At 49.5% G+C, this 13,706-nt stretch carries 13 protein-coding genes; 6 read left to right on the top strand and 7 right to left on the bottom strand.

Annotation, left to right across the window (positions count from 1 at the left end):
- From MJ611_RS20025 to MJ611_RS20015, 3 genes are all read right to left on the bottom strand, one after another.
- Window positions 1–513 (bottom strand): NADH-quinone oxidoreductase subunit J family protein, encoded by a 513-nt coding sequence (locus tag MJ611_RS20025; RefSeq protein WP_250432231.1) that lies wholly within the window; start codon window positions 511–513, stop codon window positions 1–3.
- Between the two features lie 46 nt (window positions 514–559).
- Window positions 560–1,165, bottom strand: coding sequence for a NuoI/complex I 23 kDa subunit family protein (locus tag MJ611_RS20020; protein ID WP_250432230.1), 606 nt, complete (start codon window positions 1,163–1,165; stop codon window positions 560–562).
- A 102-nt stretch (window positions 1,166–1,267) separates the two neighbouring features.
- Window positions 1,268–2,371 carry a complex I subunit 1/NuoH family protein gene (locus MJ611_RS20015; protein WP_250432229.1) on the bottom strand — a complete coding sequence of 368 codons (1,104 nt, stop codon included), beginning with the start codon at window positions 2,369–2,371 and terminating at the stop codon, window positions 1,268–1,270.
- Between the two features lie 311 nt (window positions 2,372–2,682).
- Here MJ611_RS20015 and MJ611_RS20010 point away from each other — a divergent pair, with 311 nt between their 5' ends.
- Window positions 2,683–4,992: a patatin-like phospholipase family protein gene (locus MJ611_RS20010; protein WP_250432228.1), complete on the top strand. Its 2,310-nt coding sequence runs from the start codon at window positions 2,683–2,685 to the stop codon at window positions 4,990–4,992.
- Between the two features lie 39 nt (window positions 4,993–5,031).
- On the opposite strand, the gene map is transcribed toward MJ611_RS20010, so the two are convergent.
- The 4 genes from map to murI form a co-directional block, all read right to left on the bottom strand.
- Window positions 5,032–5,790: a type I methionyl aminopeptidase gene (gene map / locus MJ611_RS20005; RefSeq protein ID WP_250432227.1), complete on the bottom strand. Its 759-nt coding sequence runs from the start codon at window positions 5,788–5,790 to the stop codon at window positions 5,032–5,034.
- Window positions 5,791–5,814: 24 nt separating this feature from the next.
- Window positions 5,815–7,002 (bottom strand): glutathionylspermidine synthase family protein, encoded by a 1,188-nt coding sequence (locus tag MJ611_RS20000; protein WP_250432226.1) that lies wholly within the window; start codon window positions 7,000–7,002, stop codon window positions 5,815–5,817.
- Window positions 7,003–7,025: 23 nt separating this feature from the next.
- A complete protein-coding gene (locus tag MJ611_RS19995; protein ID WP_250432225.1) occupies window positions 7,026–7,589 on the bottom strand; it encodes a hypothetical protein in 564 nt (187 codons plus the stop codon).
- Between the two features lie 673 nt (window positions 7,590–8,262).
- Window positions 8,263–9,078, bottom strand: coding sequence for a glutamate racemase (gene murI, locus MJ611_RS19990; RefSeq protein WP_250432224.1), 816 nt, complete (start codon window positions 9,076–9,078; stop codon window positions 8,263–8,265).
- A gap of 336 nt (window positions 9,079–9,414) precedes the next feature.
- On the opposite strand from murI, the gene MJ611_RS19985 reads away from it, so the two are divergent.
- The 5 genes from MJ611_RS19985 (at window position 9,415) to MJ611_RS19965 (ending at window position 13,696) form a co-directional block, all read left to right on the top strand.
- On the top strand, window positions 9,415–9,930 hold the full coding sequence (locus MJ611_RS19985) for an RDD family protein (protein WP_250432223.1): 516 nt from the start codon (window positions 9,415–9,417) through the stop codon (window positions 9,928–9,930).
- Between the two features lie 71 nt (window positions 9,931–10,001).
- On the top strand, window positions 10,002–10,391 hold the full coding sequence (locus tag MJ611_RS19980) for an SPW repeat protein (protein ID WP_262921727.1): 390 nt from the start codon (window positions 10,002–10,004) through the stop codon (window positions 10,389–10,391).
- 97 nt (window positions 10,392–10,488) lie between these two features.
- Complete coding sequence (locus tag MJ611_RS19975; protein ID WP_250432221.1) at window positions 10,489–12,372, top strand: ABC transporter ATP-binding protein; 1,884 nt, start codon at window positions 10,489–10,491, stop codon at window positions 12,370–12,372.
- A gap of 85 nt (window positions 12,373–12,457) precedes the next feature.
- Window positions 12,458–13,204, top strand: a complete 747-nt coding sequence (locus tag MJ611_RS19970) for a DUF6882 domain-containing protein (protein WP_250432220.1) — start codon at window positions 12,458–12,460, stop codon at window positions 13,202–13,204.
- Between the two features lie 66 nt (window positions 13,205–13,270).
- Window positions 13,271–13,696 carry a hypothetical protein gene (locus MJ611_RS19965; protein WP_250432219.1) on the top strand — a complete coding sequence of 142 codons (426 nt, stop codon included), beginning with the start codon at window positions 13,271–13,273 and terminating at the stop codon, window positions 13,694–13,696.
- Window positions 13,697–13,706: the final 10 nt, after the last annotated feature.

Genomic DNA, 13,706 nt, shown 5'->3' with positions numbered 1-13,706 from the left:
TTATACTTTCTGGTTATCTGTGGCGATGTAGGCTGCTCCCATCAAGGCGATCAGCAGCAAAAGCGAGGCAATCTCGAAGGGCAGCACAAAGTCCGTCATCAGTTTAACGCCTATACTTTGAACCGTACTTTTCTGCTGAGCAAGCACATCGGTTTCCGCTTCTTGCAGCCACGGTAAAGAGCTGATATTGGCTTTCAGGATGGTGTAACTGAGACCAACCAGTATAAGCCCGGCTACCAGTGTGCCCCATACTTTGTTTACATTCTCTGACAGCACGGACTTATCGTGCACGCGGCTGCTGAGCATGATACCAAAAAGTATAAGAACCAGCACACCACCCACATACACCATCAGCTGGGTTACCGCAATAAAATCAGCAAACAGCAGCACGTAAATACCAGCTATACTTAGTAAGGTGATCAGCAGCGAGAAACCCGCATACAGCAGATTGCGCGTCAGCACCATGTAAGCTCCCGAAAGTATAGCCAGTACGGCGAAGATGTAGAAAAGCATTTCTTTCAGTTATCAGTTAACAATAAGCAGTTATCAGTATTCTTCTCTATCCCTGCTTTTTTGCCGCCAGTGCAGCTGCTTTGGCGGCGGCCATTTCCTCCTGCTGCTTTTCGTAGAGCAGCTGTTTTTCTTTGGCCTGCTCCGGCGTCAGATCGCTGAAGTGGTAGATCATGTTCCTGATATCTATTTCGGCGAAATCGTATACAGGCGTCATGGTGAGGCAGTCGGTTGGGCAGACGGTGGTGCAAAGGCCGCAGTAGCAGCACTTGGCCATGTCGATGTTGAATACCGGTGCGTACAGGCGCTTCTTGGTTCCATCTGAAGTTACGCCAATGTCTTCTGTAACTTTTATCGATTCGATGGCAATGCAGTTGACAGGGCAGATCTTGGCACAAAGGTCGCAGACAATACAGTCTTCGATCTCGTTGTGCAGGCGGTAACGGCCGTTGTCGGGCACAGGTAGGGCTTCGTACGGATACGTGAGCGTTACCAATCCCTCCGGCTGCTTGAAGTAGTTCTCATCCGAGACGTACTCCGGCGTCCTACGATTTTTAGCATTCCGGAAATGCCGCCACGTAAGGCTCAGGCCACTCAGCAGCGACTTCACTACATCCCAGAATCCGGATTTATGTTTTATGGCTTTTTGCTCCATATTCATTTTGACACAGTACATAAGACAAAAGACTTTTACATACCCCTCCATGGTGGGAATATAAAGCCTTATATCATGCGTCTAACGTCTTACGTCCTAAAGTTAAATCATCAACAGTCGCCAGATACCTGCAATCAACACTACCCCTAAAGCTATTGGTGTAAGCACTTTCCAGCAGAGGTGCATGAGCTGATCTACGCGCAGGCGCGGGTACGTCCAACGGATCTGTAACTGCAGAAACAGTAACACAAACGTCTTCGAGAGCAGCCAGAAGCCGCCCCAAAGTATACCCGATACACTTCCTACGGTGCCGGTAGTCCAGTAAGCTAGACTTACAGGGCCAATGTTCGGGAGAGGCGTATTCCAGCTGCCCAGGAAAAGGATAACGGCCACCAGGCAAACCAGCACCATCATACTGTACTCGGCCAGAAACAACACAGCAAACCGGAAGCCCGAATATTCTACGTGGAAACCCGCCACCAGCTCCGACTCCGCTTCCGGAATATCAAATGGGGCACGGTTACTTTCTGCCAGCGATGCAATAAAGTAGATTACAAATGCTACCAGCAGCATCGGCGCCCGAAAAATGTTCCAGGTGGTGATGCCGCCAATGGTAGTCGTGTTTATACCTAAGGCTTCAAGACCAAAAAGCCAGTTTATCTCGTACTCCAGCCCCGGAAACTGGTTCATGAGCGCGCCCTGCTGATAACTGATCTCCTGGAAATCCAGCGACTGGCATATCATCACAACAGAAAGTATGGCCAGCCCTGCCGGAATCTCATACGACACGATCTGCGCTACCGAGCGCATGGCACCCAGCATGGCATACTTGTTATTCGAGCCCCAGCCCGCCATCAGCAATCCCACCACATCCAGTGAGATAATGGCCAGCAGGTAAAACACACCAATGCCAATGCCGGCAGGCACCAGGTCCGGGGTGAACGGGATAACGGCAAAACCAGCGAAAACAGCAGCAAAAATGAGGATGGGCGCCAGCTTGAAAAGGCTTTTGTCGGCAGCGGCAGGCACAATATCTTCTTTCTGCAGCAGTTTCAGTACGTCGAGCACCGATTGCAACGAGCCATACGGACCAGCCTCGGTTGGGCCAAGGCGGTCCTGCATAAAAGCTGCCACCTTCCGCTCTGCATACGCCAGCACGATCACTATTCCGAGCAATAGCACAAGTGTGAGCACGAAAGCGAGCATAGGCAGTTAGCGTTTGTTAACAGGCAAAGGTAGTTGTTTAATTTGGAAATTTGGAGATGTGAGAATTTGAAGATAAGTATGGCAACTCCCCACCTGATAATTTATACTATAACAACAACCTCTTGCACAGGATAAAAATATTTCAGTGCTGATTTTGGTATGATACTAAGCTCCTTAACTTTACTTTTTATAATCTTTCGGAAAAGGCGCTTTCTGCCTGAAACTGAGGATAAAATTATACTTGCTATCGCTATCGTACCCTACTGGCCCTGCGGCAAAACCGCCGGCCTCGTTCACTGAAACTAACTTACATGACAAACCTGCACCTGAAATATTGGTTAAAGTCCCTGCTGCTGCTCATCTGCTGTTGCCTGATCGGTAGCAGCCTGCAGGCTCAGTCGCTGGAAGCTACGGGTAAAAGGCCCCGCATCGGGCTGGTGCTGAGCGGGGGCGGTGCAAAAGGGATGGCGCACATCGGGTTCCTGAAGGTGATGGAACAAGCCGGTATCAAACCCGATTACATCACAGGCACCAGCATGGGCGCTTTAGTAGGTGCTTTGTATGCCATTGGCTATACCCCGGATGAGATCGAAAAAATTGCCATCGACCTGAAGTGGGACCTGCTGCTGAGCAACCAGGTAACGCTGAACCAGATCGCCATCGAGGACAAAGATTACTACGGCCGTTACCTGCTCGAACTACCAGTAAACAAACTAAAGATTGGTTTCCCGAGTGGGATGATCGAAGGGCAGGTGCTCACCCGAACGCTTACCGGCCTTACCCGCAGCGCCCACGGCATCAGCAATTTCAATAAACTCCCGGTTCCTTTTGCCTGCGTTGCCACCGACCTGGTGACCGGCGAAAAGGTAGTGCTCAACAGCGGTTTCCTGGCCGAAGCCATGCGGGCAAGTATGGCGATTCCATCGGCCTTCACGCCGGTGCAGCTTAACGGACGCCTGCTGATAGACGGAGGCCTGGTGCAGAATTTCCCGGTGCAGGAAGCGCTGGATATGGGGGCTGATTACATCATCGGGGTGAACGTTGGGGGTGCACTGGAGCCAAAGCAAAACCTGCGCACCATGGTAGATGTGCTGGTGCAGACAACTTTTTTCACGGCAGCGGCTAACTCGGAGAAAGAGAAAGAAAAATGTGATTTCCTGCTGGATATGGTGGACAGCCTGGGCACTTTTAGCAACGGAAGCTTCAACGAGACCAAAGCCATCATCGAGCTCGGCGAAAAATCAGCCCGCCCGTACCTCGACAGCCTGAAGACCATTGCCAGCCAAATGAACGCCTACGGAGAGCCGATGCGCAACGTGAAACGCATCAACCACCTCGATTCGGTTTTTGTGGAGAAGGTAGTGATTCAGGGTGCGGAGAAAGTGTCCGATCAGTTGATTGAAAGAAAGCTACGGATCAGGGAAACCCAGCAGATAGCACTGGACGACATCGACGACCGGATTGAAGTGCTCTACGGCACAGGCCTGTTCAATAAAGTATCTTATGCCATTGTGCCCGGCGAGCAGCATTTCACGCTGGAAGTAAACGTAGTGGAGGCACAAAACGCTTTTCTGAAAGCTGCGCTGTATTACGATTCGGAGAACCGGGCTGGCGCTACCCTCAACTATACCCACCGCAACTTACTGTTTCAGGGTTCGCGGTTTGTGGCCGAGGCCGACCTGGGGCAGAACATCCGCTCTGATCTAAATTACCTCAAATACATGGGCTACCGGCAGAATTTCGCAGCCAGGTTGGGGCACATCTACTATAAGAACGAGCTTCCGCTCTTTAGTGGCAACGGCCGGAAAATTGCCGTTCTCAGCCAGGACAGGTACAGCACGATTGCAGGTTGGCAAACCACTACCAACAACAGCTGGACCATCGGGCAGCAGGTAGAATATAACAAGGCTGGTTTGTCGCCGGAAGTAGGCGACCAGATCGACCTGGACTCTACCCTACTTGACATCAGCCAGGTAGAGCGCCTGCGTATCCGCAACCTGAGCTTCAGTACTTATTTCAAATCAAATAAATTTAATCGGCAGGTATACCCGACCAAAGGCTGGAGAACAGAAGCTACTGCCCAACTGGTAACCGGTAACAAGTTCAGCGCCAGAACGGCTTCGGAAGAGTCGAAACAGGAAGTTACACAGACACTGGATAAACGAGAGCCGTTCATGCGCTTCTCGGCACAGGCTATCGGTATATTTCCTGTCAGGCCCAAGCTAAGTATCATCATGCGACAGGGCATGGTCGTTTACACCGAAAAAGAGCTGCCACTGGGCTCCGAAACACTGGTAGGCGGCTACCGGCCTGTGCTGCCTAATGCGGTGGAGTACTGGGCAGTAGAGCCCTACGCTTATTCTGTAGATAATTTATTGTATGCCAACGCAGGGCTGCAGTACCAGGCACGACAGAATTTATACTTCCAGCTCCAGTCGAGTGTGCTGAACACCAATCTGCTTAACGGTACCCGCACGCTCCGGGGCGAGACCACGCGCCTGGGCTTTGGCGCCTCAGTAGGCTATATCTCTCGCCTGGGCCCGCTTACCGCTGGCATAGCCCGCGAAGCTGGCACCTCTTTCCGGGGTTTCCTGAGCCTGGGGTTCCGGTTGCCGATGTAAGGACGAGCTTGGTGTAGCTGGTGGCAGCACCGGTTAAGATCAGATCCCGTTTGCCATTGTAAGTATAATGGGCTCGCCATCCGTGATAAGGATGGTGTGCTCGTGCTGCGCCACAAAGCCTCCTTTATCGGCTAGTAGGGTCCAGCCATCGCCTTTGTCGCGGGTATAACTTCCTTTTGTAGAGATAAAGGTTTCTACAGCAACGACCGTGTTCTTCCGGAACCGCTGCGTGTTGAAACGGTCGTAAAAGCAGGGGATTTCGTGCGGCTCTTCGTGCAGGCTTCGGCCCACTCCATGGCCAACCAGGTTCTTGATCACTTTAAAGCCATTCTTTTTGGCTTCGGCCTCGATGATCTTTCCAATGTCGGCGATTCGCCTGCCGCCTCTTATCTCTTTCAGGGCTTTATGAAGCGCACTGACGGAGGCATCCACTAACTTGTTCAATCCCTGGATGTCCTCGCCCAGCACAAACGAGCCACCGTTATCAGCAAAGTATCCGTTTAGCTCCGCCGAAACGTCTATGTTCACCAGATCGCCTTCTTTCAGGATGGTGTTATCAGAAGGAATGCCGTGTGCCGCTTCGTTGTTAACGCTTATACACGTATAGCCAGGGAAGTTGTAGGTAACTTTAGGCGCCGATTTAGCACCATACGACTGCAGGATCTCAAAACCATACTCATCCAACGCTTTGGTCGACATGCCGGCCCTGGCATGTTCCCGCATGCGCTTCAGGGTAATGGCTACCACTTCGCTTATCCTTTTGATCCCTGCCAGATCTGCCTCTGATTCGATTGACATATTGCTAAAGTATAAATATCATGATCATCCTTCTACCAAATGCGGCACAAACTGCGACAGGTTGGTGATGATGCCTTTCTCGCGACGAAAACCGATGGCGCAGCCTTCTCCGGCCCAGAACACGCCTGCCTGGTAGGTATACCCTTTGTTGTCTTCGGGCAACTCGCACCAGCGCTGGTATACCTGCTGCTGCTGGTCGTATTCGCCCTCCATCTTCGTTACCTGTACCTTGTCCACCACTTCTATGCTTTGCCCTTCGCGGCCGAAGTATGGCTTCCGGATATACTTTCCACTCAGAGGCGTCAGGTCGGCCTCGAGCAGCAGCGGGTGGTACGGGAACGCTTTCCAGAGCCAGGCCAGCATGCCTTTGCTCTGAAACAACAAGGAATAAGCCGGGTTGGCGATAACCACTGTGCGGCTGCGGGATAACTGCGTCAGGCTCTCAAGCAGCTCCGGCTCTTCCCAGGCGATCTGCTCCCAGGGCAGTAGCTTGAACAGGAACGGAAACTGTTGCCACTGCTCCGCTCCTACCTGTGCCCAAACGCCTTTTTCAGTGCCTTCGGTTGAAATGTTCACGTTCTCTATCGGGCAGAGGTGGGCATCAAAGCCGGCATCCTTGGCAGCCTCTGCCAGCACAGCGCAATTTGTTTCGTCTTCGGCACTTACCCCCAGGTAGGTCAGCAGCAAAGCAGGCGGCAGGTCGTCATTGAGCATGCGCCAGGTCTTAAACTGCTCTACCAGCGCCTCGTACAAACCAGAGTACTGATTGGCACTGTGCTTACCGGCCGCAGCCAGGCTGGCCCACTGCACTACTGCCGTTTCAGGAATCGAAGTAGCGGTATCGGCATTGAACTCCAGCAGCTTCGGCCCCTCGGGTGTTTGTGCCAGGTCGAAGCGGCCGTACAGGTGCCACTGCCGGTCATCGTTCCACGTCTGGCGTACCAGGCGCCACAGGTTCTCCGGAATGCCCAGCACTTTCAGAAAAGCATCCGGCAAATCGTCCGGCACGGCCTGCACCATCATATCGTACAGCGTATCGGCAGCCTCCAACAGTGCGTCAGCTTCATTCTCGTTTACAACCACTGCCTCACCGGGCACATAGTTGGCGCAACCATCCTCCACGCACCACTCCCAGCCAAGTCCGCGCACAGCTGTCTCCACATCGCCTGCGTGTGGCTCCAGGCGAACCGTATTCTTTCCTTTATTCAGCATGAAATAATATCGCGAAGTATAACTTAACCGCCAAACCCGCTGCTACGGCCACTGCTGCGTCCTCGGAAGTAACCGCTTCTGCCGGAACTTGGGGCTGTACTTCGCTGACGGTAGGTTTGCACGTTCTGGCGCCATGCTTCGGTGCGCTGCATTACGCCCGGGTTGGCATAGTAACCTGCACGCGGAGCCATCATACGGCCTGCCATGTAGCCCATGCCACTCCACCAAAGCACACTGCCCAGGCCAAAGCCGCCTTGCTGGTAAGTTGACTGATTGTTTGCGATGTCACGCATCCGGTTCTCGAGTGCCAGCCCTTGTAGCGTATCAACCCTGCCGTCGTTATATTTGAGAATGGCCATACTTTGCCCCGGCGCTGTGGTGCGCTCATCGGTGATCTTCCATTGGTCCGGCGCCTCTTCTGTAAGCTCTGTGATGATGCCATCCGGAGTAGCTACGGTTTCGCCGCTGCCCCAGTCGTTGTTGGTACGGTTGTTATTATCACAACTGGTGAGTCCCATGCAGGCGGCAGCCGCTACAATAAAAGCATTGCGCTTGAAGTCGCCGATGGTCAGGTATCGCTTTTTCATGAGTTCTTGTGCTAGTATGGTAAAGGTACGCTTTTTATGGCAAAGAAGATTGTAGGTATGAGTTCCGGGTCACGAGTTCCGAGTCACGAGTTATCCAACCACCCCTGACCCCTCAGAGCTACGCTCGCTACCTTCGAACTCGCGTTCTTGCTAGTCTAAGGAGGGGAGCTTTACGGCTGTTACTACACTTTGAAGTATGAGTTTCATCGCACAAGTATAAACACACCCTTACCCCTATCAAGGAGGGAGTTTCTGCTTTACATGGAAGTATAAATTTCATAGCTGCTGTTGGTCATCCCCCTACCCCCTTCAAAGGGGGGCTAGGTTCCAGTTCCATGGCAGCTTACGAAGCGGTGTCAACAGCAGTCCTTGGGTAGAGCGCCTTCTATTGTTGCGGTGCCCGCAAGGGCAGCCTACAGGCGCAGCCGATGGCAGCTTCAATAGACAGCGCGATGCCCGAGGACGAGGCCCCGCGGCCCTGAGCGCACCAATAGAGACTATGAAAGTATAGGCAAGTAAGACTGAGGGGTAAAGCCAGCTACGATAGTAACAGACTTGTTTGCTACAAGTATAAACTTCAGCTATAAAACTGAAGCAGATTTCTCGCTCTGCTCGAAATGACAGTTTATACCCTGCTGCCTCAATTCGTCATTAGTAATTCGTAATTACCCACCTACTCCCATAACGGGTACTGCTCCAGGTGGACTTCGCGTTTGAAGAAGATCCGGGTACTTTCCTCGAACGACTCGGTATAGTCTGACACATAGAACTTGTGGTCGCCGGAAAGCTTTTCAGCGGCTATACCATTCTGCTCCAGAAAATGCTTTACATGCAGCGCCACAATATGGCTGGCGTCGAGCACATCCACTTTGCCTTTGTAAAAATTCTCTATCTGTTTTTTGATGAGCGGGTAATGCGTACAGCCCAGGATCAGTGCCTCTATACCTTTCAGGTCCGGATCCGACAGGTAAGTATGAATGACACTCTCCGAAATGGAATCATTAAAGAAACCTTCTTCGATCATGGCTGCTAACAAAGGTGTAGCATGCGATTTCAGGGTGATGTCGAGCCCCAGTTCGTCTATCTTTTTGCGGTAGACATTGGAGTTTACGGTCTGTTTCGTACCGATCAGTCCAATGGTTTGGGCGGGGTACGTTTCCCCGATATACTTCACGATCGGATCGATCACATTCAGCACCTTGGCTTTGCTGCCAACATATTCCTTTACCAGTTCGTATGCAGCCGCTGAAGCAGAGTTGCACGCAATCAAAATTACTTTGCAGTGTTGTTTTATCAGTAGGTCGCAAATTTTCACGGAATACGCCTGTATGGCTGCCGTCGATTTGTCGCCGTAAGGCAGGTGTGCCGTGTCGCCAAAATAAACTATACGCTCGTTGGGCAGCACGTTCGTAATAGCCTGCGCTACTGTAAGGCCACCTATGCCACTGTCGAAAATGCCGATTGGCTGCTCTCTTCTCTCCTTAACCATAATGAGCGAAGTTAAGGTAAAAACGACTAAATGGAATGTTCACCATCAAAATAAGGCTGTTTACCCGATTTATATTTTGTGTTGGATTTTTAACTTCTAGATTTAAGTTATAAACCAAGCCGACATAATCACATTTTATATCTGAGATATAAAATATGTTTAAAAATTTGTTAGTTTAAAAATAAATACTATCTTTAAACTACTTTAAAACAATGCCTTCCATAGTAATACGTATGGTTGTTTTGCCAGTAGTAGTTTGAAGTAACAGACAACGCGTAGGCTTTACCCGATCGGTTGGTAAAGCAGTTTTATCAACATCTAAAACGAGATGCCCTTATGCAAACTGCTACAACTTTCCCTATTGAGCCTGTTATAAAACGATCGTCCCTGTACGGCTCCCTGGCAACCCGTTTTGTTGCGTTTCTGGTAGACACCACCCTGCTGGTGTTCTGGTATTCCCTGATTTTTTATTCAACCTCTGGCCAGGGTCAGCATCTGCAGACCTGGGAAAATGTGATGGTAAACAACACCATCAATACTGCAGCTATCACCTTTATCCTGAAAACTCTTTTTGTGAACGCCTACTTCCCGGTGTTGCACTGGTTGTATTATACGTTGCTGGAGGCCTCTCCCAAACAGGCTACTATTGGCAAATTCACCATCGGACTGAAGGTAACCGACCTACGCGGAAAGCGCATCAGTTTTGCACAGGCCAACCTGCGTTATTTCTCTAAAATTGCATCCATTATACCTTTCTTCCTGGGTTTTTTGCTGATGCTGACCACACGGCGCAGCCAGATGTTGCACGATTATCTGGCACGAACAGTAGTAGTAACAGGACAACAAATTTGAACAAATCTTAGAACCACCCCTCTCTTCCGCCGTATAGATGGTAGTATAACAAATGTGAAAGGAGGACAGAGATGAGATTTATACCAACCCGTTTTCACGGTATTTTGGATTATGTAGTCGGACTACTGATGATAGCTTCACCATGGTTATTTGGTTTTGCAGATAATGCGTACGCCACCTGGACAATTGTAATTGCTGGTGTGCTGGCATTGATTCAGACAGTGTTCACCGATTTTGAAGTAGGTATCATTAAAAAGATACCAATGCAGTCACACCTGATGGTAGACTTTGGACTTGGCGTAATCCTGGCGCTGTCGCCGTGGATGTTTGGATTTGCTGATTATGTATACACACCGCATGTAATTTTTGGTGTGTTCTCTATACTCGCCTCGCTTACAACGCACCGTGTGCCAAGCAGGTCTTATAGAACTACTACAGCACATGAAGAACCGCTAAGATAAGCACGATAAACAAACGCATTGAACAGGCTGGCCTTTTATAGACCAGCCTGTTTTTATTTTGCCTGTACCTAAGCGCAGAAATGCCTAAATTTGTAGTATGAATTACCTATCAGCAGAAAATATCTCTAAAAGCTTCGGCGACCGCTGGCTCTTTAAAAACCTGAACTTCGGCATCAGCCAGGGGCAACGCGTAGCCTTGGTTGGCGTTAACGGCTCTGGCAAAACTACCCTGCTCAATGTACTTGCCGGCAAACTGCCGCCCGACGAAGGCAGTGTAAGTCTTCGCAAAGAAGTTTCGATCGGATTTCTGGGCCAGAACCCCGAAATGAACGAGGAGCTTACCGTGCAACAGACTATTTTCTCAGGACAGAGTGAGGTATTGGACCTGATCCGGGAATACGAAGTTGCCCTGGAGAACCCAAACACAAGCGCCGACAAAATGCAGAAGCTTATGGAGCGCATGGACGAGCTGCAGGCCTGGGATTTTGAACTGAAAGTAAAGCAGATCTTATCAAAACTGGGTATCCATAACCTGGAGCAGCAGATAAAGCAATTGTCGGGTGGGCAGCGCAAGCGCGTGGCCATGGCCCGCGTACTGATCGAGGAGCCCAGCATGCTGATACTGGACGAGCCTACCAACCACCTGGACCTGGACACGATTGAGTGGCTGGAAAACCTGCTATCGACCCAGAATACCACCCTCCTGATGGTGACGCACGACCGTTACTTTCTGGACAAAGTGGCCAACGAGATTGCCGAGCTGGACGGAGGTAAAATTTATACTTACAAAGGCAATTACACATACTTTATCGAGAAGAAAGCAGAGCGCGAAGAAATTGCAGCCGCCGAGACAGACAAGGCGCGCAACCTGATGCGCAAAGAGCTCGAGTGGATCCGTCGTCAGCCAAAAGCACGTGGCACCAAGGCCAAGTATAGAGTAGATGCTTTTGAGGAGCTGAAAGAGAAAGCGGCAAAGAAAACGGCTGCCCCACAACTGGAGCTGTCTGTAAAGACCACCCGCCAGGGCAGCAAGATCATCGAAGTGGACCATATCTCGAAACGGTTTGGCCCGAAAGTGATCGTGGACGACTTCTCGTACGTGTTCAAGAAAAAAGACAGGATAGGCATTGTTGGTCCGAATGGCGCCGGCAAATCTACGTTCCTGAACATGCTCATAGGCAAATTACAGCCTGATAGCGGAACGATTGATGCCGGACAGACTACTGTTTTTGGATACTATACCCAGGAAGAGCTCACGTACAAAGAAGATCAGCGTGTAATCGATATTGTGAAGGAGATCGCTGAAGTGGTGGAAATGGCAAACGGCGAAGTAATCACTGCCAGCCAATTTCTGCAGCACTTCCAGTTTGCGCCGCCGCAACAGTATACCATGGTTAGCAAGCTGAGCGGAGGCGAAAAGCGCCGTTTACAGCTGCTGCGCGTGCTCATCAAAAACCCGAACTTCCTGATCCTGGATGAGCCTACCAACGACCTGGACATCATCACCCTGAATATTCTCGAAGATTTCCTGATGAACTTCGGCGGCTGTTTACTGATTGTGAGCCACGACCGCTACTTCATGGACCGGCTGGTAGACCATCTGTTTGTGTTTGAGGGGAATGGCAAGATCCGCAACTTCCCGGGCAACTACACCGACTACCGCGAATGGCAGCAGGAACAGGAGCGCAGCCAGGTACAGGAAGAGAAAAAGGTAGTGGCACCGGTAGCCGAGAAAAAGCAGGAACAGCCTGCTGTCGCCAACAAGCGCAAAGCCACTTACAACGAGAAAAAGGAGTACGAGCAGCTGGAAAAAGACATTGCAGCCATGGAGGTGCGCAAGGAGGAGATAACAGGGTTAATGAACGCCGGTACTACCACCGACCATACGCAGCTTACCGCCTGGGCCACCGAACTGGAACGTATAAACGAACAGCTGGAAGAAAAGGAATTCCGCTGGCTAGAGTTAGCAGAGATCATGTAGTATAAAAGGCAGCTGGAAGGCTGCCTTTTATACTTACTTTTATTGAGTTTCTGATCATAATAATGATAATTAAACAATATAAGGAATGACTTACTCGGACTTAGCGTACGAGGCGCTTGAAAACCTTAAGACTTTGCAAGAATCGTTTAGAAAAGATTACCATATAGACGATTATTCCCACTGGTTTTATAATCAGTCAACCGAACTCTTGAGGCTGTACAATGCATCTGAAGAAGCCTATTTTAAATATATTCCCGTTGGCACCTATTCAAAGAGTTCTAAGACATGGATGTGGGCATGGGATAATGAGGACTCAGTTGAACAAAGTAAATATGATACATTGGTTCTTCAACATTATGGTGTAGATAACGATTTTGAGAAACTGTCAAATGGATACTTCGATAGTGATGAGTGCGATGGATGGAAATTTACCGCCCTTGCCCATCAATTCTTAGGTGGAATTGGAGGTTATAAAGTAACCTCAGACCACTTAGAAATATATTTTTTAATCATGGAGAAAAAGGAGCTTCATGAGGTCAAAGCTATAGAGGCTAAATTAATAGAATGTGAAGTACACGGGGAAATAAGAAGAGCATTTATTTGTCAGCACTTAAACCGAGAAGTGAAAACAGGATTTGAGGAGGCTTTTCCAACGTATAGAGGCATGGTCTTGGAAGAAGACGATGATTTTCAGGCATGGTGTGATGAATGTGAGAAAATAAGGATTCAGCATGATGGTTGGAGTGATGAATTAATGGAATTTGCCGAAATTAAGTTGGTTTGCGAAAGGTGCTACTTTGAAATAAAAGAGTTTAATACTGAAGAAGAATAACTTAGCCCAGCAACACCTAAACCACACTAAAGCATGGTTTAGCTACATCCTTTATGCCTCAGTGAAGTGAATTATAAGAAGCTAAATATTGATTGGAATGCTGACCCAAACGCTCCCGAGCCTTACCTATCGGTGAGCGGTAAACAAGTAAGCCTCCGCTTTTATCTCAACCCATTCCTTTTCGACCAAATTGAAAAAGATGGAGAGGGTGAATTAATATTTTTAAACTGCCATAAGTACAGCTTTAATAATTGTAATGATGAAGGGTACCTACACGGGCAGTATAGATACTCAAATGAGCAACCGCCTTGGGGGGAATTCTACCTACTGCAAACTGATTGGAAGTATGATTTCCCGATGGAGTGTACAATCTTAGAAGAGAAATTTTCAGAAGATCAAATGAAGCACTTCATCTTCTTCTTTCGAGATAATACTTTTGAGTGTGTTGCAGAAGACTATGTATTTAGCTACTTAAATAAAACAATACCATAGGCACCACAAA

It is taken from the genome of Pontibacter ruber (assembly GCF_023630205.1).
Taxonomy (GTDB): domain Bacteria; phylum Bacteroidota; class Bacteroidia; order Cytophagales; family Hymenobacteraceae; genus Pontibacter; species Pontibacter ruber.
This window is presented reverse-complemented; position numbering and strand designations above follow the sequence as displayed.

Excerpts from the sequence above, each read along its gene's own strand:
- map (WP_250432227.1), bottom strand. The coding sequence starts at position 5,790 with ATGTCAATCGAATCAGAGGCAGATCTGGCAGGGATCAAAAGGATAAGC.
- MJ611_RS20000 (WP_250432226.1), bottom strand. The coding sequence starts at position 7,002 with ATGCTGAATAAAGGAAAGAATACGGTTCGCCTGGAGCCACACGCAGGC.
- MJ611_RS19995 (WP_250432225.1), bottom strand. The coding sequence starts at position 7,589 with ATGAAAAAGCGATACCTGACCATCGGCGACTTCAAGCGCAATGCTTTT.
- MJ611_RS19975 (WP_250432221.1), top strand. The coding sequence starts at position 10,489 with ATGAATTACCTATCAGCAGAAAATATCTCTAAAAGCTTCGGCGACCGC.
- murI (WP_250432224.1), bottom strand. The coding sequence starts at position 9,078 with ATGGTTAAGGAGAGAAGAGAGCAGCCAATCGGCATTTTCGACAGTGGC.
- MJ611_RS20015 (WP_250432229.1), bottom strand. The coding sequence starts at position 2,371 with ATGCTCGCTTTCGTGCTCACACTTGTGCTATTGCTCGGAATAGTGATC.
- MJ611_RS19985 (WP_250432223.1), top strand. The coding sequence starts at position 9,415 with ATGCAAACTGCTACAACTTTCCCTATTGAGCCTGTTATAAAACGATCG.
- MJ611_RS20020 (WP_250432230.1), bottom strand. The coding sequence starts at position 1,165 with ATGGAGCAAAAAGCCATAAAACATAAATCCGGATTCTGGGATGTAGTG.
- MJ611_RS20025 (WP_250432231.1), bottom strand. The coding sequence starts at position 513 with ATGCTTTTCTACATCTTCGCCGTACTGGCTATACTTTCGGGAGCTTAC.
- MJ611_RS19970 (WP_250432220.1), top strand. The coding sequence starts at position 12,458 with ATGACTTACTCGGACTTAGCGTACGAGGCGCTTGAAAACCTTAAGACT.
- MJ611_RS20010 (WP_250432228.1), top strand. The coding sequence starts at position 2,683 with ATGACAAACCTGCACCTGAAATATTGGTTAAAGTCCCTGCTGCTGCTC.
- MJ611_RS19980 (WP_262921727.1), top strand. The coding sequence starts at position 10,002 with ATGAGATTTATACCAACCCGTTTTCACGGTATTTTGGATTATGTAGTC.